This is a genomic window from Geobacillus sp. BK01, from assembly GCF_052220245.1.
Lineage (GTDB): Bacteria > Bacillota > Bacilli > Bacillales > Anoxybacillaceae > Geobacillus.
Genome location: NZ_JBQPTH010000004.1, coordinates 108,894 through 128,252 on the forward strand (window position 1 = coordinate 108,894; position 19,359 = coordinate 128,252).

A 19,359-nucleotide genomic window follows, 5' to 3' on the forward strand; every position below is an offset into this window, starting at 1 on the left:
GGCGCGGCTCTCTATGTATGAATAAGAAGCTCATCCTATAGACGCAGGACGATTGTCCTTTTATAATGGACATGGTTCGACAAAAAGAGGAAATAGAGGGGAGAAATAGCGAGTGTTCCGGACATTGCGCAGCAAATTGATCGTCTTGATGGCTTTATTGTTGATTGTCTCGTTGGCTGCGACGCAACTCGTCGGCGTTATGCAAATGCGGAAAATGGTGGATGCTGATGTGAAGCAACGGGCGCAAGCAGCGCTTGATGGCCTTCTTGGCGATATTCGCGACAGTTTTCAAAGCGAAGAAAACGGCTTAGTGCAGTTTAGCGAGTCACCGTCGGCCATGCAAATGGTTCAAGATGAAAAAACGTGGCCGCAGCTCGAGAAACAGTTCCGCACGTTTTTGCGCCTCCATGAAAATGTGCAATTTATTTATATCGGCACGGAGCGGAAGACGATGCATATTGCGCCGACGGCACAATTCCCGGATGGGTACGATCCGACAAGCCGCCCATGGTACAAGAAAGCGATGGAGCGTCCCGATGAAGTCGTATGGACCGAGCCGTATGTCGATGCCATTACCGGCAACCATGTTGTGACATTGGCCAAGGCAGTGAGCGAAAACGGACGGATCGCTGCTGTCGTCGGCATCGATATGACGCTTGATGCGGTAACGAGAATCGTCAATGGGAGCGATGTCGGTTATCACGGCTATCCGGTATTGTATGATGGGAAAGGAATGGCGGTCGTCCATCCGGAATATAAGGGGAAAAATATGGCTAAAGATGCGACGGTCCGCTATATGCTCGAGCATGAAAAAGGAATGCGCCAATACGAGCAAGACGGTGAACAGCGAGTCATGTACTTTACAACCGTCCCGGAACTTGGATGGAAGATCGGTGCTGTTTATAAGGAAGACGATTTATCCGCGATGAGCCGTTCGCTCGGGATGAACATGCTTGTCATTACAGCGATTGCGCTTATTGTGGCGTTTGCTGCCGTTTATTTTTTGGCGCGCTCGATCACCAGACCGATAATGGCGTTGCAAGGACAAGTGGAAAAAGCAGCAAACGGTGATTTGACCGTGCAAGTGCACACCACCGGCAAAGACGAAATCGGCCGCCTTGCGCATCATTTCAATGAGATGATCGATCATATGCGCGCGTTGATCGGCGAAGTGAACCGATCGGTGAACGAATTAGCAGCCTCTGCCGATCATTTAAGCGCCGTCTCGGAAGAAACGATGGCAACGAGCGAACAAGTGGCGAAAGCGATCGGTGAAATTGCGAAAGGGACAACCGACCAGGCTGGAAGCCTTGATACAATCAATGAGCAGACGTCGGCGCTGTCCCAGCAAATTGAAGCGGTAACAGGTGCGACAGCCAGCATGGAATCGCTGTCAAACGACACGAAAACGGCCAGTTATGATGGATTGGAGCATTTAAATGTCCTGCAGCAAAAATCGGAGGAAGCAAAACACGAGCTGTCCGCAGTAGAAAGCGTGATTAGCGACCTCGTGAAAAAAATGGATGAAATTGATGAGGTTATTCAGACGATTACCGCTATTTCCGGACAGACGAACTTGCTCGCGTTAAATGCTAGCATTGAGGCGGCGCGCGCCGGCGAGCATGGCAAAGGATTTGCCGTTGTCGCCGACGAAGTGCGAAAGCTGGCGGAACAATCGGCGAAAGCGACCGAAATGATTCGCACGACGATTGCAGCCATTCAGCAGCAAGCTGGATTGGCCATCGAGGCCGTCGGCCGTTCCAAACAGGCGTATAGCGAACAGCGGGAAGCGGTGCATACAACCGGCGACTCGTTTGTGAAAATTACGGGCATGATGGAACAATTGACCGACGCGCTCGCGAATATCATGGAAGAAGCGAAGCGGATGAACGGAAGCAAAGATGATGTGATCGGCGCGATGCAAAACATTGCCGCCATCGCCCAACAATCGGCGGCAGCGGCGGAAGAAGTGGCCGCTTCCGCTGATGACCAGCTACAGGCGTTAGCGACGGTGACCGAATCGGCGGAAACGTTGAGCGAGATGAGCCGGCAATTGAAGCAGCTCGTGGAAAAATTCAAGCTATCGTAAAAAAGCGCAGCCGGACAAAGGCTGCGCTTTTTCATCGGCGCAGCCAGGATTCCGCCGCCAGTTCACTAATATTTGGGCGGCCGTGCTGAAACAGAGGGGGCTGGCGCAGCCTTCAGAACACGCCCTTTTTCCGCCGCTTTATTATCACCATCTTTTTTTCTATTCGTACAATGCTAATGAGTTGAATTTTTTTAAGTTTCTGCGTCGATTTTAACGGACAATAGTGCTAAAATAAACAGTGAAAACGTTTATACAGTTATTTTGTTGTTCATTCGGGAATAATGGTAGCCAAATGAGGGCGCGGCGTCTTGATAACCGCTGCCATGTTGACCCGAGGAATACGAAAACGAGTTGGAGGTTTTTTTACGATGGCAAAACAGACGAACTACGCTCAACCGTGGAGCCAGTTTTACGGGCCGAACCTCGGTTATGTCATCGAAATGTACGAACAGTATCTCGATGACCCGGACAGCGTCGACCCGGAACTAAAACGACTGTTTGAGCAGTGGGGAGCGCCGGTCGTCGAGGAGCCGGTTTCTCCTGCCGGTAACGAAGCGGCACAGACGCACCAAACGTTCCGGCTGCCGGAAACACCGACCGTGTTCAGCAAACTTGTCGCCGCTGTCAAACTGGCGGACAGCATTCGCCATTATGGGCATCTGGCCGCCGACACGAACCCGATCGTGAAAGAGGAGAAAAAGCTGCGCCGCCTCGAACTTGATGAGTATGATTTAACGGAAGAAGATTTAAAGCGCATTCCAGTTGCGTTCCTTTGTCCGCATGCTCCGGCCCATGTTCAAAACGGCTGGGATGCCATCTTGCACTTGCGCAAAATCTATACCGATAAAATTGCATTTGAATTCTCGCAAGTACATAATCTAGAGGAAAGGAATTGGCTCATTCAGCAAATCGAGTCCGGAGCGTACTACCCGAGCTTGGCGAACAAAGAGCGGGTCGCTTTGTTGCGCCGCCTGACGGAAGTGGAGGGGTTTGAAAAATTCATCCACCGCACATATGTCGGGCAAAAGCGGTTTTCGATTGAAGGGCTTGACGCTATGGTGCCGCTCCTCGATGAACTTGTTCGCCAGGCGATTGAACATGAGATTGACGCCGTCAACATCGGCATGGCGCACCGCGGCCGGCTGAACGTGCTCGCCCACGTGCTCGGCAAGCCATATGAAATGATTTTTGCCGAGTTCCAGCATGCAGAAAGCAAAAACTTCATCCCGTCTGAAGGGGCGGTGGCCATCACCTACGGCTGGACGGGCGACGTGAAATACCATTTAGGAGCGGCGCGCCGCCTGCGCAATAAAAGCGCACACACGATGCGGATCACGCTCGCCAACAACCCGAGCCACCTTGAAGTGGTCAACCCGGTTGTGCTTGGCTACACGCGCGCCGCGCAAGAGGATCGGACGAAACCGGGCGTGCCGGAACAAAAGACAGATGCTTCTTTTGCCATTTTAATTCATGGCGACGCCGCTTTCCCGGGGCAAGGCATTGTCGCCGAGACGTTCAACTTAAGCCAGCTGCGCGGTTATACGACCGGCGGGACGATCCATATCATCGCCAACAACATGATCGGGTTTACGACGGAGAGCCGCGATTCCCGTTCGACCACATATGCCTCCGATATGGCGAAAGGGTTTGAAGTGCCGGTCGTGCACGTCAATGCCGATGACCCGGAGGCTTGTTTGGCGGCGGCAAGCTTGGCGTTTGCGTATCGCCAGCGGTTTAAAAAAGATTTTGTCATCGACTTGATCGGATATCGCCGCTTCGGCCATAACGAAATGGATGAACCGATGGCGACGAACCCGATCATGTACAGCATCATTCACCGGCATCCGACCGTGCGTCAGCTGTATGCGCAAAAATTAATTGAAAAAGGGATCATCGCCGAGCGGGAAACGGCGGAAATGGAGCAAGAGGTGGCGGAACGGCTGAAAATTGCCTATGAGCGGGTGCCGAAAAACGAAGAGGAACTCGATTTCATTATGGATCCGCCGAAACCGGTCGTCGACCGGCTCCCGGAAGTGAAAACAAGTGTGGCGAAAGATGTGCTTCATCGCATCAATGAGGAGCTGCTCGAGTTCCCGGCCGACTTCCATGTCTTTAATAAGCTCGAGCGCATTTTAAAACGGCGCAGCGGCGTGTTTGAACAAAACGGCAAAATCGACTGGGCGCATGCGGAAACGTTGGCGTTTGCTACGATTTTGCAAGACGGTGTGCCGATCCGTCTCACCGGCCAAGATTCGCAGCGCGGCACGTTTGCACAGCGCCATCTAGTGCTGCACGATGTGAAAACCGGGAAAGAGTATGTTCCGCTTCATCACATCAGCGGTGCGAAAGCTTCATTTGTCGTTTACAACAGCCCGCTGACGGAAGCGGCCGTGCTCGGTTATGAATACGGCTACAACGTGTACGCACCGGAAACGCTCGTGCTTTGGGAGGCGCAGTTTGGCGATTTTGCCAACATGGCGCAAGCAATATTTGACCAGTTTATCTCTTCGGGCCGAGCGAAATGGGGGCAAAAGTCCGGGCTGGTCATGCTTCTGCCGCACGGCTATGAAGGGCAAGGTCCGGAACATTCGAGCGGCCGTGTCGAGCGGTTTTTACAGCTCGCAGCGGAAAACAACTGGACGGTTGCCAACTTGTCGACGGCGGCACAATATTTCCACATTTTGCGCCGACAAGCGGCGTTGCTGAAAAAAGAAGAAGTGCGCCCGCTCGTCTTAATGACGCCGAAAAGTCTGCTTCGCCATCCGCTGGCGGCATCCGACGCTGATGCGCTTGCCAACGGCACATTCTCACCAGTGCTCGAGCAGCCGGGATTAGGGACCGACGCCAACAAGGTTGAGCGGATCGTATTTGGCACCGGCAAACTGATGATTGATGTAGCGGAACAAATCGGCAAAACGGACGGGCTTGACTGGCTGCACGTCGTGCGCGTCGAAGAGCTGTATCCATTCCCGGAAGAAGCGGTGAGAGACATCATCGCCCGCTATCCGAACGTGAAAGAACTTGTCTGGGTGCAGGAAGAACCGAAAAACATGGGCGCGTGGACGTATATGGAACCGCGCCTGCGGGCTGTCGCTCCGGAAGGCGTCGACGTCAGCTACATCGGGCGGCGCCGGCGGGCGAGCCCGGCGGAAGGCGATCCGGTCGTCCACCGGAAAGAGCAGGAGCGCATTATTCGCTGTGCATTAACGAAACATGAACGATGATTACGGAAACGTTTGAGGAGGGCATCAACGTGGCTGAGATCAAAGTCCCGGAACTAGCAGAGTCCATCACCGAAGGCACCATCGCTCAATGGTTGAAAAAGCCGGGCGACTATGTGGAAAAAGGCGAGTCGGTTTGTGAGTTGGAAACGGATAAAGTGAACGTCGAAATTATGGCGGAAGAGTCGGGCGTTTTGCAACAGTTGCTGGCGAATGAAGGCGATACCGTTGCGGTCGGCCAGGCGATCGCCATCATCGGCGCGGGGGCGGCGTCGGCTCCGGCTGCTCCGGAAGCGGCTCCACAGCCGGTTGATGAAACGGAAACGGTCATGCCGGCTGACCGCGCCGAGCAGCAAACACCGCAACCGGTCGCGGTTGCCCAGGCGCCGGGCCAACGCCCGGTCGCCTCTCCGGCCGCCCGGAAAATGGCGCGCGAAAAAGGGATCGACTTGACGCAAGTGCCGACCGTTGATCCGTTAGGGCGCGTCCGGAAACAAGACGTCGCTTCGTTTGCCGCCCAGCCGGCTGCTCCGCAACCGGCCCCAACGGCCGCTCCGGTTTCTGGGCCAGCGCCGGCTCCTGTTCCGGCAGCCGAAAGCGGCAAACCGGTGATCCGTGAAAAAATGTCGCGCCGCCGGCAAACGATCGCCAAGCGGCTGCTGGAAGTGACGCAAACGACTGCCATGCTGACGACGTTCAATGAAATTGATATGTCGGCCGTCATTAACTTGCGCAAGCGGAAAAAAGATAAATTTTTCGAAGAGCATGATGTCCGCCTCGGCTTTATGTCGTTTTTCGTCAAGGCGGCCGTGGCGGCGCTGAAAAAATATCCGTACGTCAACGCTGAGATTCAAGGTGATGAAATTTTACTAAAAAAATATTATGACATCGGTGTGGCTGTTTCGACCGACGAAGGGCTTGTCGTCCCGGTTGTGCGTGACTGCGACCGGAAAAACTTTGCCGAAATTGAGCGTGACATTGCCGAATTGGCCGCAAAAGCGCGCAGCAACAAACTGTCGCTTGCCGATTTGCAGGGCGGCACGTTTACGATCACGAACGGCGGCGTCTTCGGCTCGCTCTTGTCGACACCGCTTCTCAACGGACCGCAAGTCGGCATTTTAGGCATGCATTCGATCAAACTGCGCCCGGTCGCCATCGATGAAGAGCGGATCGAAAACCGCCCGATGATGTACGTCGCCTTGTCGTACGATCATCGCATCATCGACGGCAAAGAGGCAGTCGGGTTCTTGAAAACGGTGAAAGACTTGATCGAAAATCCGGAAGATTTGTTGCTTGAAAGTTAATACCGAAAACAGAGGAGCCGCAGTGTGCGGCCCCTCTTTTTTATCGGCCAAATGCCACAGCGAGGTGAATGAACTTTTCTGTTTTACGGAAAACTACCGGCAAAAAGGAGGGGATCATATGCCAGAGCGCGGACGAAACGACCATCCGCATGAATTTTATCGCGACGGTGTCCGTGAAAGCATCATCAATGATGCAACCGCCGACGGCGCCAAGGCGATCGGGGTACGAAGCGATGCCGATCCGCTGCAGGCGGCCAACCCCGGCCCATTCCACGTTGACCGCCTTGAGGTGGAAGAAGAGCTGAAACGATTTCGATCGTTAATGGAAGGGAAAAAGTGATTCGCGAGGCGAATCGCTTTTTCATGAAGCGGGAAAGAAGGAAAATGGCGAACAAACGCGAATAATGTTACTTGTTATGACTATTTTTTCGGGGGGATTATAATGGAGTTCGGATTGGCTGGGAAAACGGCGCTGGTCGCTGCCTCAAGCCAAGGGCTCGGCAAGGCGATTGCCCGGGCGCTTGTGCTTGAAGGAGCAAACGTGATGATTACAAGCCGGAATGAGGAAAAGCTGCAGGAAGTCGCTGAGGAACTTAGCCGTTTACATAAGGGGCGCGTCGCTTATGCGCGCACTGATGTGACGAAGGCGGATGACATCCGTCAGCTTGTTGCGAAAACGGTGGAGACGTTCGGAACGATCGATTTGCTTGTCAACAACGCCGGCGGTCCTCCGGCGGGAACGTTCGAAACCGTAGGCGACGAGGACTGGCAATACGCGTTTGAACTTAACTTGCTCAGCTATATTCGCTTAATCCGTGAAGCGCTGCCATATTTAAAGAAAAACGGCGGCAAAATTGTCAACATCGCTTCGTCGTCAATCAAAGAACCGATTCCGGGGCTCATCTTGTCCAACACGTTCCGCACCGGGATTGTCGGACTGACGAAAACGCTCGCAGCCGAGTTCGCCCCTGACAACATTTTGATTAACACCGTCGCTCCCGGACGGATCGCGACGGAACGGGTGGCCTTTTTAGATAAGGTGAACGCTGAAAAGCTTGGCATTACGAAAGAAGAAATGGAAGCGCGCATGAGAAGCGCCATTCCGCTCGGCCGTTACGGGACACCCGAAGAGTTTGCCAACGTTGTCGTCTTTTTGCTGTCGGAGGCAAACTCGTATGTCACTGGGCAGTCGTTGATCGTCGATGGCGGCATGGTGAAGGCGATTTAACGGATTTCCGAAAGAAGTCTCCCATCCGCAAGGAATGTGCAGGGCGCAGCCCAATGAGTAGGTGGGAGATGAATGTCGGTTGGCTTTATGAACAACAAGGGAATGAGACAGTTAGGCGTATTCTAACATCTACTACAACCGTGGGGCACACGGGGATTGCTCGGTCAACTTCCCATCATGAGATGGGATTACCCGAGAAGCCCCCACCGCTAAGCGAAGCGTAGGTAGTGGGAGTATGTCACAAAGGTCATGATCCATGATCTAGCGTCAACACAGGCTGCAGGAAGTGTTGGTCAAAAAAAGAGGCTTTTCCAGTCCGGCATTCGGCCGTTTTAGGGAACGGTCAGGTGACGGGAAACAGCGATTTTCGCCAACCATTTAGATATAAAAACGGACAGAAGGGGAGGGGCAGCATGAAAACGATCGGATTTATCGGTCTTGGCGTTATGGGGAAAAGCATGGCGCATCATTTGCTGAAAGCGGGCTACCCGCTTCTCGTCCATACACGCACAAAGGAAAAGGCGCTCGACTTGCTTGAAGAAGGAGCTGTCTGGAAGGACACGATCGCCGACTTGGCGCGGGAGGCGGACGTTGTCATGACAATGGTCGGCTATCCGCACGACGTAGAACAAGTGTACTTGGGCGAAGGCGGCATTTTGGAAAATGCACGGCCAGGGACGTATGTCATCGATATGACCACATCGACGCCAACGCTGGCGCGGGCTATTTACGAAGCGGCCAAACAAAAAGGGATTCACGCGTTGGATGCCCCGGTGTCGGGCGGCGACATTGGGGCCCGCGAAGGAACGTTGACGATCATGGTCGGCGGCGATGAAGAAGTATTTTTGGCGTGTAAGCCGATCCTTGAGCGTCTCGGTACGAACATCGTCCTCCAAGGAAAAGCCGGAGCCGGCCAGCATACGAAAATGTGCAATCAAATCGCCATTGCCACCAATATGATTGGTGTTTGTGAAGCGATGGCGTATGCGAAACGGGCTGGGCTCGATCCGCTGAAAGTGTTGGAAAGCATCGCCAAAGGGGCGGCAGGGAGCTGGTCGCTGAGCAACTTGGCGCCGCGCATGCTGTCCGGTGATTTTGCGCCTGGGTTTTACATTAAACATTTCATTAAAGATATGAAAATTGCGCTTGAGGAAGCCGAACGCATGAATTTGCCGCTTCCTGGCCTCGCGCTCGCCAAACAAATGTACGAAGAACTGGCGCAGACTGGGGAGGAAAACAGCGGCACGCAGGCGCTGTACAAGCGCTATGTTGAGAAGTGATATGGGGCGGTTTTCGCCCCGTTTTTTTGTTGCAAAATATATTTATCGAAAAATATTGAATATTTTTTCTTACGAGGGTATAGTAAAGATATGGGGCACATACTAACCGGTTAGTATAAAAGGAGGGGATGGCATGGACTTTTCTTATTCGCCGAAAGTCCAAGAGTTGATCAAAAAATTAAGCGCTTTCATGGAAGAGTACATTTATCCGAACGAGAGGGTGTATGAGGAGCAGCTGAACGCCCAAGAGTCCAGATGGTCAGACGTGCCGCCCATCATCGAAGAGCTGAAGGAAAAAGCGAAAAAAGAAGGGCTTTGGAACTTGTTTTTGCCGGACAGCGAATACGGTGCCGGCTTAACGAACGTCGAGTACGCGCCGCTTTGCGAAATGATGGGCCGCTCGCTCATCGCTCCGGAAGTGTTCAACTGCAATGCGCCGGATACCGGCAACATGGAAGTGCTCGTCCGCTACGGCAGCGAGGAACAAAAACAAAAATGGCTCATCCCGCTCTTGAACGGCGAAATTCGTTCGTGCTTTTCGATGACCGAACCGGACGTCGCGTCAAGCGATGCGACGAACATTCGCGCTTCGATTACCCGTGATGGCGATGAATACGTCATCAACGGGCGAAAATGGTGGTCGTCCGGCGCCGGTGACCCGCGCTGCAAAGTCGCCATTGTGATGGGAAAAACGAATCCGGATGCACCGAAACATGAGCAGCAGTCGATGATCATCGTTCCGCTCGATACACCGGGTGTGAAAATCGAACGGATGTTGCCGGTGTTCGGCTTTGATCATGCGCCGCACGGACATGCAGAGATTACATATGATCGCGTGCGGGTGCCGAAAGAAAACATCATTTGGGGGGAAGGAAAAGGGTTTGCCATCGCCCAAGGGCGGCTCGGCCCGGGGCGGATTCACCATTGCATGCGCTTGATTGGGGCAGCGGAGCGGGCGCTTGAGCTCATGTGCCGGCGCGTGCAGTCGCGGGTCGCATTCGGCAAACGGCTTGCGGACCATGGCGTCATTCGCGATTGGATCGCCCAGTCGCGCATGGAGATCGAACAGGCGCGTCTGTTGACAATGAAGGCAGCGTACATGATGGATACGGTCGGCAACAAAGTGGCGCGCAAAGAAATTGCCATGATTAAAGTGGTTGCCCCGAACGTCGCCTTAAAAGTGATCGACCGCGCCATTCAGGCGTTCGGCGCCGCCGGGGTGAGCAACGACTTTCCGCTTGCCGCCATGTGGGCGAACTCGCGCACGCTCCGGTTGGCCGACGGGCCGGATGAGGTGCATAAAGAGCAAGTAGCCAAGCTTGAATTGCGGCAGTATCAATAAACAAGGGGGAGGAAGTGGCGTCCATGCATGTGCTCGACTTATTTAAAATCGCAGGAAAAACAGCCATCGTCACCGGCGGCGGGCGCGGCCTTGGTGAACAGATCGCCGTCGGCCTCGCCGAAGCCGGGGCGAACGTTGTCGTTTGCTCACGGAAGGTGGAAGCGTGCGAGCAAGTGAAAGAAAAAATTGAACAGCTCGGCGTCCGCTCGCTCGCGCTCCGATGCGATGTGACGAACCCGGAGGAAGTCAAACACGTCGTCGAAACGACCGTCAAAGAGTTTGGCGGCATCGACATTTTGGTGAACAACAGCGGAGCGACGTGGGGGGCGCCGGTGGAAGAGATGCCGCTTGACGCATGGCAAAAGGTGATCAATGTCAACGTCACCGGCACGTTTTTGATGAGCCAGGCGGCCGGCAAAGTGATGATCGAAAAACAAACGGGCGGCGCCATTGTCAACATCGCTTCGGTCGCCGGCCTTGGCGGCACGCATCCTGATATTTTAAATACGATTGGCTACAACACGAGCAAAGGGGCGGTCATTACGTTTACGCGCGATTTGGCCGCCAAGTGGGGAAAACACGGCATTCGCGTCAATGCGGTGGCGCCCGGCTTTTTCCCGACGAAAATGTCGCGCGTCATTCTTGAGCGCGTCGGTCAAAAAGTGTTGGAACATACGCCGCTCGGCCGCTTTGGCGGCGAGGACGACTTAAAAGGCGCTGTCTTGTTCCTTGCTTCACCGGCGTCCGCGTTCGTCACGGGCGCGCTGTTAGTCGTTGATGGCGGCAGCCATGCAACCGGCATTTAACGAGAAAAGGGGGAAACGAAATGAGCGAAAAACGGGCTTTGCCCCTTTATCCGGAGCATGTGTCGTTTCATATCGACATTCCGGACAAAACGGTATGCGATGTACTTTATGAGCGGGCGGCGCAATTCGGCAGCCAGCCGGCGCTGACGTTTTACGGCAAAACGATGACGTATGCCGAACTCGCCGCGGCGGTCAATCGCTTTGCCTCAAGCCTGCAGGCGCGCGGCGTGCAAAAAGGCGACCGCGTCGCGATTATGCTGCCGAACTGCCCGCAATATGTCATCGCCTATTACGGCATTTTGCAGGCGGGCGCGATCGTCACACAAGTGAACCCGATGCTTGTTGAGCGCGAACTTGCCTATTTGCTCAAAGACTCCGGCGCCGAGACGATCGTCATGTATGAACCGCTTTACCCGCGCCTTGCCGCAGTCAGAAGCGAGACAGCCGTCAAGCAGGCGGTCACTGTCAGCTTCGGGGCGCCGCCGTCCACGGCGCTGGCGGCTGGAGATGTCACATTGGATGAGTTTCTCGCCGAAGGAAGCGGAGCGGTGCGCCCGGTGCCGATTCAACCTGCTCATGACATCGCCGTGCTGCAATACACCGGTGGGACGACAGGGCGCTCAAAAGGGGCGATGCTCACTCACCGCAACATTTTGGCTAACGTCTTGCAATGCGCCGAGTTTTTCAAAGGGACGTTTGAGCTCGGAAAAGAGCGGTATTTAACGGTGATTCCGTTGTTTCATGTGTTCGCCATGACATCCGGCATGAATTTGGCCATTTACCAAGGAGCGGAAAATATTTTGCTGCCGCGCTTTGAGCTGAAAGAAGTGCTCGAGACGATCCGCGACAAACAGCCGACTGTGTTTCCGGGCGTGCCGACGATGTACGTTGCCATTACAAATACGCCGGGTGTCGAACAGTACGGCATCAGCAGCATCAAAACGTGCAATAGCGGCAGCGCGCCGATGCCGCTTGAATTGATGCGCGATTTTGAGTCGAAAACAGGGGCGGTCGTCCTTGAAGGGTACGGCTTGTCCGAAGCATCGCCGGTAACGCACTGCAATCCGCCGTTTGCCGCGCGTAAGCCGGGGACAGTCGGCATCGGCATGCCGCTCACCGAATACAAGGTCGTCGACGTGGCGACCGGCACACAGGAATTGCCACCGGGTGAAGTCGGTGAGCTCATCATCCGCGGGCCGCAAGTAATGAAGGGCTACTGGAACATGCCGGAAGAAACGGCGGCAGCGCTGCGCGACGGCTGGCTGTATACCGGGGATTTGGCCACGATTGATGAGGAAGGGTATGTGACGATCATCGACCGCAAAAAAGACATGATCATCGCCGGCGGGTACAACGTTTATCCGCGCGACATCGAGGAAGTGCTGTATGAACATCCGGCGGTGAAAGAAGCGGTGGCGATCGGCGTGCCCGATCCGTACCGGGGCGAAACGGTGAAGGCCATCATCGTCTTAAAAGACGGGCAAGAGGTGGGGGAAGACGATATTCTCGCTCATTGCCGCCAAAACTTAGCGGCGTATAAAGTGCCGCGTATCATCGAGTTTCGCACCGAACTGCCGAAAACAAACGTCGGCAAAATTTTGCGCCGCGCTTTGCGCGAGGAGGCGTCCCGCCTGCAATGATAGAGGCGGCTTGCGGCCAAGTCCCGAGCAGACTTGGCCGTTTTATGGTACAATAGCTGGCAGTGACTACATGTAAGGCAAGAGGTGGGAAGGCATGAGGGAAAAAATTATCGCTGCCAGTGTCGAACTATTTGAACAAAACGGATTTAGCGAAACGTCGATTCAAGATATCGTCGATGCTCTTGGGGTGACGAAAGGGACGTTTTACTACTATTTCAAAAGCAAAGAAGAGCTGCTCATGGACATTCACCTTCGCTACATTGAAGGATTGCTTAGCGAACAGGCGCGCATTATGAATGATGAACAGCGGTCAGTGCGGGAAAAGCTGTACGCCATCGTTTATATGCTCATTCACAACGTCGACCGGCAAGGGAGGCAGGCGCGCATTTTTTTCCGTGAAATGAAACATTTGAGCGAGGAACATTTGCAAAAGGTGAAAGAAAAGCGTGACTTGTTCCGCTATCAGTTGCAAGCGTTAATTGAAGAAGGGATGAAAAGCGGCGAGCTGCGCCGCGATTTGTCGCCATCGATTGTCACCCTCACTGTACTCGGGGCGGCCAATTGGAGCTATCATTGGTTTCGCCCGGATGGTGAGCTGACCGATGCCGAAGTGGCTGAACAAATGGTGACCATTTTGCTTGACGGGATGAGTGGGTTGCGCGTCTCATAGATCAGGCTAAACGCGTTTACAAAGGGGGAGAGGGAGATGACTGCCATCATTCCGGTGCGCAAAGGGGAGGAATTGCCGGCTGAAAAGCTGGGGCAATTTTTACGCACGGTGTTGCCGGATATGCCGGACGGGGAGCTTAAGATTCAGCAGTTTTCGGCCGGACGGTCAAATTTGACGTATTTGCTTCGCTGCGGGGAGTGGGAGGCGGTGCTGCGCCGCCCGCCGTTTGGCCCGGTGCCGCCAAAAGCGCACGATATGAAGCGGGAGAGCACGTGGCTTGCCGAGATTCATCCGCTCTTCCCGCTGGCGCCAAAGCCGTTTTATTTTTGTGAAGATGAGTCTGTGATCGGCAGCCCGTTTTTCGTCATGGAACGGCGTCATGGTGTTGTGATTGATAGTGATTTTCCAGACGACATCGACCCGACGGAAGACATCTGCCGCGGCATTTCCGAGACGATGGTCGAAACGCTTGTGCAAATTCATCAAATTGACTATACGAAAACGCAGCTCGCTCAAATGGTGAAGCCGGAAGGGTTTATGGAGCGGCAGGTGCATGGCTGGATTCAACGCTACGAACGGGCGAAAACAGATGATGTTCCAGCGGCCGAGGCGCTCATGAAATGGCTGGCTTCCCATATTCCAACGCAGCGTGAGGCGACGGTCATCCATTATGATTTTAAGCTTAATAACGCCTTGTTTGCTGAAGGCGATGTAACAAAAATGGTCGGTTTGTTCGATTGGGAAATGTCGACCGTTGGCGATCCGCTTGCCGATTTGGCGGTGGCGATGAGTTACTGGATAGAGGAAGACGATCCGCCGCTTGTCAAACACGGTTTCGGGGGCACACCGGTCACCGTCCGCCCCGGCTTTTACACGCGTGAACAGTTTATTGCCGCCTATGCGAAAAAAAGCGGCCGCGACGTTTCCGATATGCATGTGTATTTAACGTTTGCTTACTTTAAATTGGCCGTCATCTGCCAACAAATTTATTACCGCTATCGCCGCGGCCAGACGAACGACGAGCGGTTTCGCCATTTCAACCAGTTTGTCGAGGCGCTCATCGAACATGCGTGGCAGTTGGCGACAGGGCGGTGAAGAAGCATGATCACAAAAGTACATGTTGTACTGCGCAAAGAAGATATTGATGAAACCGCGCTCGCTGACGACAAAGTGGCCGTTGTGTTCGATATTTTGCTCGCTACATCATCGATTACCGCGGCGTTGGCGGCGGGCGCCCGCTCCGTCATTCCGGTGTACAACGCCGCCGAAGCGGAACAAGTCGGACGCCGGTTGCCTGATGGGAGCTATGAACTTGTCGGGGAAAGCGAAGGGCGGACGATTGACGGTTTCTACCCACCGACGCCGCTGTTTTTGCAAACGGTTTGCCCGGGGAAAACGGTTGTCTTATCGACGACAAACGGCACCGTGGCGCTTCGCAAGGCAATGGCGGCCCGCGCGGTCTATGCGGCGAGCTTGCTGAACAGCCCGGCGGTCAGCGAACAGATCAGCCGTTCGCATAAAGAAGAGACGGTTATCGCCATTTGCGCCGGTTCATCCGGACGTTTTTGCCTGGAGGACTTTTATGGCGCCGGATATTTTGTCCATTGTCTAGTCGAGCGGGGGATCGCCGCGGCGGAGCTGTCCGACAGCGCGATGGCTGCTTGGCTGTTTTACCGGCAATACGCAGGCGAGGAAAAGGCAAAAGACGTGTTGTCCGCTTCGCGCGTCGGACGTTGGATGGCGGCTTACGGCCTCGAAAAGGAGATCGACTACATCAATCGGCACGGAGCGCTTTCCGTCATTCCGAAGCTCGAGCCCGGGGCGTTGGCGGCGGAAGTGCGCGATATCGTGCAAATGAAGATGACGAAAGAGGGGAATGAGCGGTGAAAATCGTGCAATTTGCCGAGTACGGCGGCCCGGACGTGCTGCAAGTAAAAGAGGTCGAGCGCCCATTGCCATCGGGACGGCAAGTGGTGATTGAGGCTGAAGCGATCGGTGTGAACTATGCCGATACGGCGAGACGGGAAGGACGCTACGTTGTGCCGACGCCGCTTCCGTTCGTGCCCGGCACCGAAGTAGCCGGCATCGTCCGCGAAGTCGGCCCGGATGTGGAAGCCGTCCGCCCGGGGCAGCGGGTTGTCGCATTGATTGAATCAGGCGGTTATGCCGAGTTTGTGGCGGTTGACGAACGCGCGGTCGTGCCGCTGCCGGATGGGTTGGACGTCCGCCGGGCAGCGGCGCTGCCCGTGCAAGGGTTAAGCGCCTATCATATTTTGACGACGATGGGCCGTCTTGAAGAAGGGGAAACGGTGCTCGTCCATGCGGCAGCCGGCGGCGTCGGTACGCTTGCCGTGCAGCTGGCGAAGCGGTTCGGGGCGAAAACGGTGATCGCCACCGCGAGCACGGAGGAAAAGCGGGCGTTGGCCGCGCGGCTTGGCGCTGACGTCACGATCGATTATACAAAAGACGGTTGGGCGGCGGAAGTGATGGAGACAACGAGCGGACGCGGCGTCGATGTCGCCTTGGAAATGGCGGGCGGTGACGTGTTTCACGAAACGCTTGACTGCCTTGCTCCGTTCGGCCGCTTGGTTGTATACGGGTCGGCGAGCGGGGAGATGACGCGCCTCAATCCGGTCCGTTTGATGGCGAAAAACTGGTCGGTCGTTGGCTTTTTCTTGCCGCAAGTCATGCGAAAACGGGCGCTATATGAACAAAGCCTGCGCGATCTGCTCGCCTGGGTGCAGGACGGAAGCCTCGAGTTGACCATCGGGGGCGTCTATCCGCTCGAGCAGGCCGCCGAGGCGCACCGCCTGCTGCAAGGGCGAAAAACGAGCGGCAAACTGCTGCTTGTGCCTTAAGAAAATGAAAAAAGGTGTCCCAAAAAGAAAACGGGGCACCTTTTCTCATGACATATATAGGAAAACATCCCAGTTAGGCAGGGGGAGCATGCGATATCCCATCGAAAAGGAAACGACATCTTTTTCGTTTTACCGGCTGTTTCTCCGCACTTGAATGTAATGTTCGAGCCGGTCGAGGCCTTCTTTGAGCACATCGAGCGAATAGGCGTATGACAGACGGACATAGCCTTCGCCGTATTCCGAAAAGGCGCTGCCAGGGACGAGGGCAACACCGGCTTTTTCGACAACATCAAGGGCAAAATCAAAAGACGGCATGCCAAAGGCGGCGATGGACGGAAACAAATAAAACGCCCCGTCCGGTTTTTCGACCGGCAGCCCCATCGCGGTGAGGCGGCCGTAAGCGTACTCAAGCCGTTCGGCGTAAGCCGCACGCATCGCCTCAGCATCGTGCTTGCCGGCGGTCAGCGCCTCAACAGCCGCTTTTTGGCTGATCGACGAGGTGCAGGAAACGCTATACTGGTGCACTTTCACCATTTGTTCAATGACAAACAGTGGAGCGAAGACCAATCCGATGCGCCAGCCGGTCATCGAGTGCGACTTGCTTAGGCCGTTGATGACAATCGTCTGCTCCGGCAGCCATTCGGCGATCGAGCGATGGCGGCCGCGATAGACGAGCTCGCTGTAAATTTCATCGGACACAATCCAAATCGGCCGCCCTTTCATGAGCGCCGCGATCTCTTCAAGCGCTTCGGCCGGCAGCGTCGTTCCGGTCGGGTTGGACGGATACGGAAGGACGAGGCAGCGCGTCCTGTCGGTGATGTAAGGCGCGATCAGCTCGGCTGACAGACGAAAGCCGTTTTGCCTTGTATCGATGTACACCGGTTTTGCTCCGCACAGGCGGATGAGCGGCTCATAGCCGGGGTAGACCGGCGCGGGAAGAAGCACTTCTGTTCCTTCCTCCAAAATAGTGCGAAACGTAATATCGAGCGCCTGGCTGGCGCCGACGGTGGCGATCACTTCCTCCGGGCGGTAGTGAAGCCCGTATTTGTCCGCGACAAATTGGCAGGCCGCCGCGCGCAGCTCAAGCAGGCCGGCGTTCGCCGTATACGTTGTAAAGTCGGCGGCGATCGCTTCTTGGGCGGCTGCTTTTACATGATCAGGCGTCGGAAAATCGGGCTGGCCGATCGTCAAGGAAACTAACCCCGGCCGGCCGGCGACAAGGTTGAAAAATTGGCGGATGCCTGATAATTGAATGGCTTGAACGCGTGGCTGAATGAGGTGTTTCACAGGTTGTCCACCTTTCCGTTTTTTCCTCTATTGTACCATTGCGGCTGAAAAACGGAAAAACAAAAATGAGCCCCTTTCCGTTCGGATCGTTTCCGCAGACGGAAATGGGGCTCATCCTGTCATGGACGATTCACACTCCAACCTCGTTCGCTCCTTTTACGCGCCGTATTTTTTCAACAGGTCGTTATATTGGGCGGAAAGTTTGAAAAACAGCGGCTTGTTGCCGGCAGCGAGCGCCTCGTCGATTTTTTCCATCAGTTTTTTTCTCTGAAACTGGAAGATCGCTTCTTTCAACACTTGTTCGGCCATTGGACCGTAACTGCTTTTTTCTTCCGGCTGGTTGAACAATACGGCGCCTTCATTCGGATACTGTTTTTCGTACATGATTGATTCCCTCCCGTATGGGAACGAAGGGGTTCCCTTTTTTATATTATCGTTGTTTTTGGTGAAAATGTAAAGAAAATTTAGATAAATATTTTTTGTTATTTTTTTCTCTACATGATTTCTATACCCTTTTTTTGTTGGGGTGTAACAGCTTTTCGGTTATGATAAGAAGAGAAAAAATGGCAAGGTGAGATGGCGATGATCCGCACGTGTGTCGTAACGAAAGAGTTTGAGGTTATGGATAATGTTGATTTAGCGTTCGTCAACAGCCCGGACGTTTCATGGTATTGGGTCGATTTTCACGAGCCGACAGACGAGGAGGCGGACTTGCTCGCCTCGTTTTTCCGTTTTCACCCGCTTGCGATTGAGGACTGTTTAGAATATGTGCAGCGGCCAAAGCTCGACTTTTATGACCGCTACTTATTTGTCGTCCTTCATGCGATAGCGGGGGCAACGCTCGAAGCGGAGGAAATTGACTTGTTTGTCGGACAAAACTTTATTGTTTCGTTTCATAAGTCAGCGGTTCACGCGGTCGATGACGTATGGGAACGGCTGAAGCGCGAGCAGGACGTGCAGCAGGGGCCGTTTCATGTCATGTATCGGCTGATCGACAAGCTCGTCGATGATTACTTTCCGCCGCTGTACCATATTGAAGATGTGTTGAACGATTTAGAGGAAAATACAAACAATGAGCCGATCCACGACATTATTGAAAAAGTGTTTGATATTCGCGGTGATTTATCGAAATTGCGCCGGACGATTGTGCCGATGCGCGATTTGCTGTACCGCATCATCCACTCCGACCGGCTGCAACGCATGAAAGAGCGGCAGCTGTATTTTCATGATATTTACGATCATTTATTGAAGCTGTCAGAAATGATCGAGACGAATCGGGAAATTACCGCCGATATTCGCGACAGCTATTTGTCGCTCAACTCCAACCGAATGAACAACATTATGATGACGTTTACGGCCATTACGACGATTTTTATGCCGCTCACGTTTATTGCCGGCATTTACGGGATGAACTTTGACTATATGCCCGAACTGCGCTGGAAATATGGATACTTCGCTGTACTGGCCGTCATGGCAGCCATTGGCATGACAATGTTTGTTTGGTTTAAGCGCAACGGTTGGTTCCAACTGTTGAAAGGCGACTGGGCGAAAGAGGAGCGGGAGCGCCGCCAGTAGCCGTATAAAACAAGCAGTCCCCCTCATATACATAACTATGGCAACGTGACCGCGAAGGA

The 19,359-nt window shown here is 54.3% G+C and carries 16 protein-coding genes; 14 read left to right on the forward strand and 2 right to left on the reverse strand.

Features of this window, described 5'->3' with window-relative positions:
- Positions 1–112: 112 nt before the first annotated feature.
- From ACTVDO_RS06355 to ACTVDO_RS06415, 13 genes are all read left to right on the forward strand, one after another.
- Positions 113–2,089, forward strand: a complete 1,977-nt coding sequence (locus ACTVDO_RS06355; RefSeq protein WP_020959145.1) for a methyl-accepting chemotaxis protein — start codon at positions 113–115, stop codon at positions 2,087–2,089.
- Positions 2,090–2,457: 368 nt separating this feature from the next.
- Complete coding sequence (locus ACTVDO_RS06360) at positions 2,458–5,313, forward strand: 2-oxoglutarate dehydrogenase E1 component (protein ID WP_442901228.1); 2,856 nt, start codon at positions 2,458–2,460, stop codon at positions 5,311–5,313.
- Positions 5,314–5,342: 29 nt separating this feature from the next.
- Entirely contained in the window at positions 5,343–6,614 is a 1,272-nt protein-coding gene (odhB, locus tag ACTVDO_RS06365) for a 2-oxoglutarate dehydrogenase complex dihydrolipoyllysine-residue succinyltransferase (RefSeq protein WP_442901229.1), read from the forward strand.
- 118 nt (positions 6,615–6,732) lie between these two features.
- Positions 6,733–6,954, forward strand: a complete 222-nt coding sequence (locus ACTVDO_RS06370) for a hypothetical protein (protein WP_020959149.1) — start codon at positions 6,733–6,735, stop codon at positions 6,952–6,954.
- A gap of 102 nt (positions 6,955–7,056) precedes the next feature.
- Entirely contained in the window at positions 7,057–7,842 is a 786-nt protein-coding gene (locus ACTVDO_RS06375) for an SDR family oxidoreductase (protein ID WP_020959150.1), read from the forward strand.
- A gap of 413 nt (positions 7,843–8,255) precedes the next feature.
- Positions 8,256–9,122, forward strand: a complete 867-nt coding sequence (locus ACTVDO_RS06380; protein WP_020959151.1) for an NAD(P)-dependent oxidoreductase — start codon at positions 8,256–8,258, stop codon at positions 9,120–9,122.
- A 133-nt stretch (positions 9,123–9,255) separates the two neighbouring features.
- A complete protein-coding gene (locus tag ACTVDO_RS06385; RefSeq protein ID WP_020959152.1) occupies positions 9,256–10,464 on the forward strand; it encodes an acyl-CoA dehydrogenase in 1,209 nt (402 codons plus the stop codon).
- 23 nt (positions 10,465–10,487) lie between these two features.
- A complete protein-coding gene (locus tag ACTVDO_RS06390) occupies positions 10,488–11,270 on the forward strand; it encodes an SDR family oxidoreductase (protein ID WP_041267866.1) in 783 nt (260 codons plus the stop codon).
- A gap of 20 nt (positions 11,271–11,290) precedes the next feature.
- Positions 11,291–12,910: a long-chain-fatty-acid--CoA ligase gene (locus tag ACTVDO_RS06395; RefSeq protein ID WP_442901230.1), complete on the forward strand. Its 1,620-nt coding sequence runs from the start codon at positions 11,291–11,293 to the stop codon at positions 12,908–12,910.
- Positions 12,911–13,004: 94 nt separating this feature from the next.
- Positions 13,005–13,580 (forward strand): TetR/AcrR family transcriptional regulator, encoded by a 576-nt coding sequence (locus ACTVDO_RS06400; protein ID WP_020959155.1) that lies wholly within the window; start codon positions 13,005–13,007, stop codon positions 13,578–13,580.
- A 36-nt stretch (positions 13,581–13,616) separates the two neighbouring features.
- Complete coding sequence (locus ACTVDO_RS06405; RefSeq protein ID WP_442901231.1) at positions 13,617–14,675, forward strand: phosphotransferase family protein; 1,059 nt, start codon at positions 13,617–13,619, stop codon at positions 14,673–14,675.
- Positions 14,676–14,684: 9 nt separating this feature from the next.
- On the forward strand, positions 14,685–15,467 hold the full coding sequence (locus ACTVDO_RS06410; protein WP_200865286.1) for a 2-phosphosulfolactate phosphatase: 783 nt from the start codon (positions 14,685–14,687) through the stop codon (positions 15,465–15,467).
- The gene (locus ACTVDO_RS06415; RefSeq protein ID WP_020959158.1) at positions 15,464–16,438 is read left to right on the forward strand and encodes a quinone oxidoreductase family protein; all 975 of its coding nucleotides are present in this window, start codon (positions 15,464–15,466) and stop codon (positions 16,436–16,438) included. The genes ACTVDO_RS06410 and ACTVDO_RS06415 overlap by 4 nt, the downstream gene beginning before the upstream one ends.
- A gap of 129 nt (positions 16,439–16,567) precedes the next feature.
- Here ACTVDO_RS06415 and ACTVDO_RS06420 read toward each other — a convergent pair whose 3' ends face one another.
- Both ACTVDO_RS06420 and ACTVDO_RS06425 read right to left on the reverse strand, forming a co-directional pair.
- Positions 16,568–17,725 carry an aminotransferase A gene (locus tag ACTVDO_RS06420; RefSeq protein WP_020959159.1) on the reverse strand — a complete coding sequence of 386 codons (1,158 nt, stop codon included), beginning with the start codon at positions 17,723–17,725 and terminating at the stop codon, positions 16,568–16,570.
- A gap of 156 nt (positions 17,726–17,881) precedes the next feature.
- Positions 17,882–18,109 carry an IDEAL domain-containing protein gene (locus ACTVDO_RS06425; RefSeq protein WP_020959160.1) on the reverse strand — a complete coding sequence of 76 codons (228 nt, stop codon included), beginning with the start codon at positions 18,107–18,109 and terminating at the stop codon, positions 17,882–17,884.
- Positions 18,110–18,307: 198 nt separating this feature from the next.
- On the opposite strand from ACTVDO_RS06425, the gene corA reads away from it, so the two are divergent.
- Complete coding sequence (gene corA, locus ACTVDO_RS06430) at positions 18,308–19,300, forward strand: magnesium/cobalt transporter CorA (RefSeq protein ID WP_020959161.1); 993 nt, start codon at positions 18,308–18,310, stop codon at positions 19,298–19,300.
- Positions 19,301–19,359: the final 59 nt, after the last annotated feature.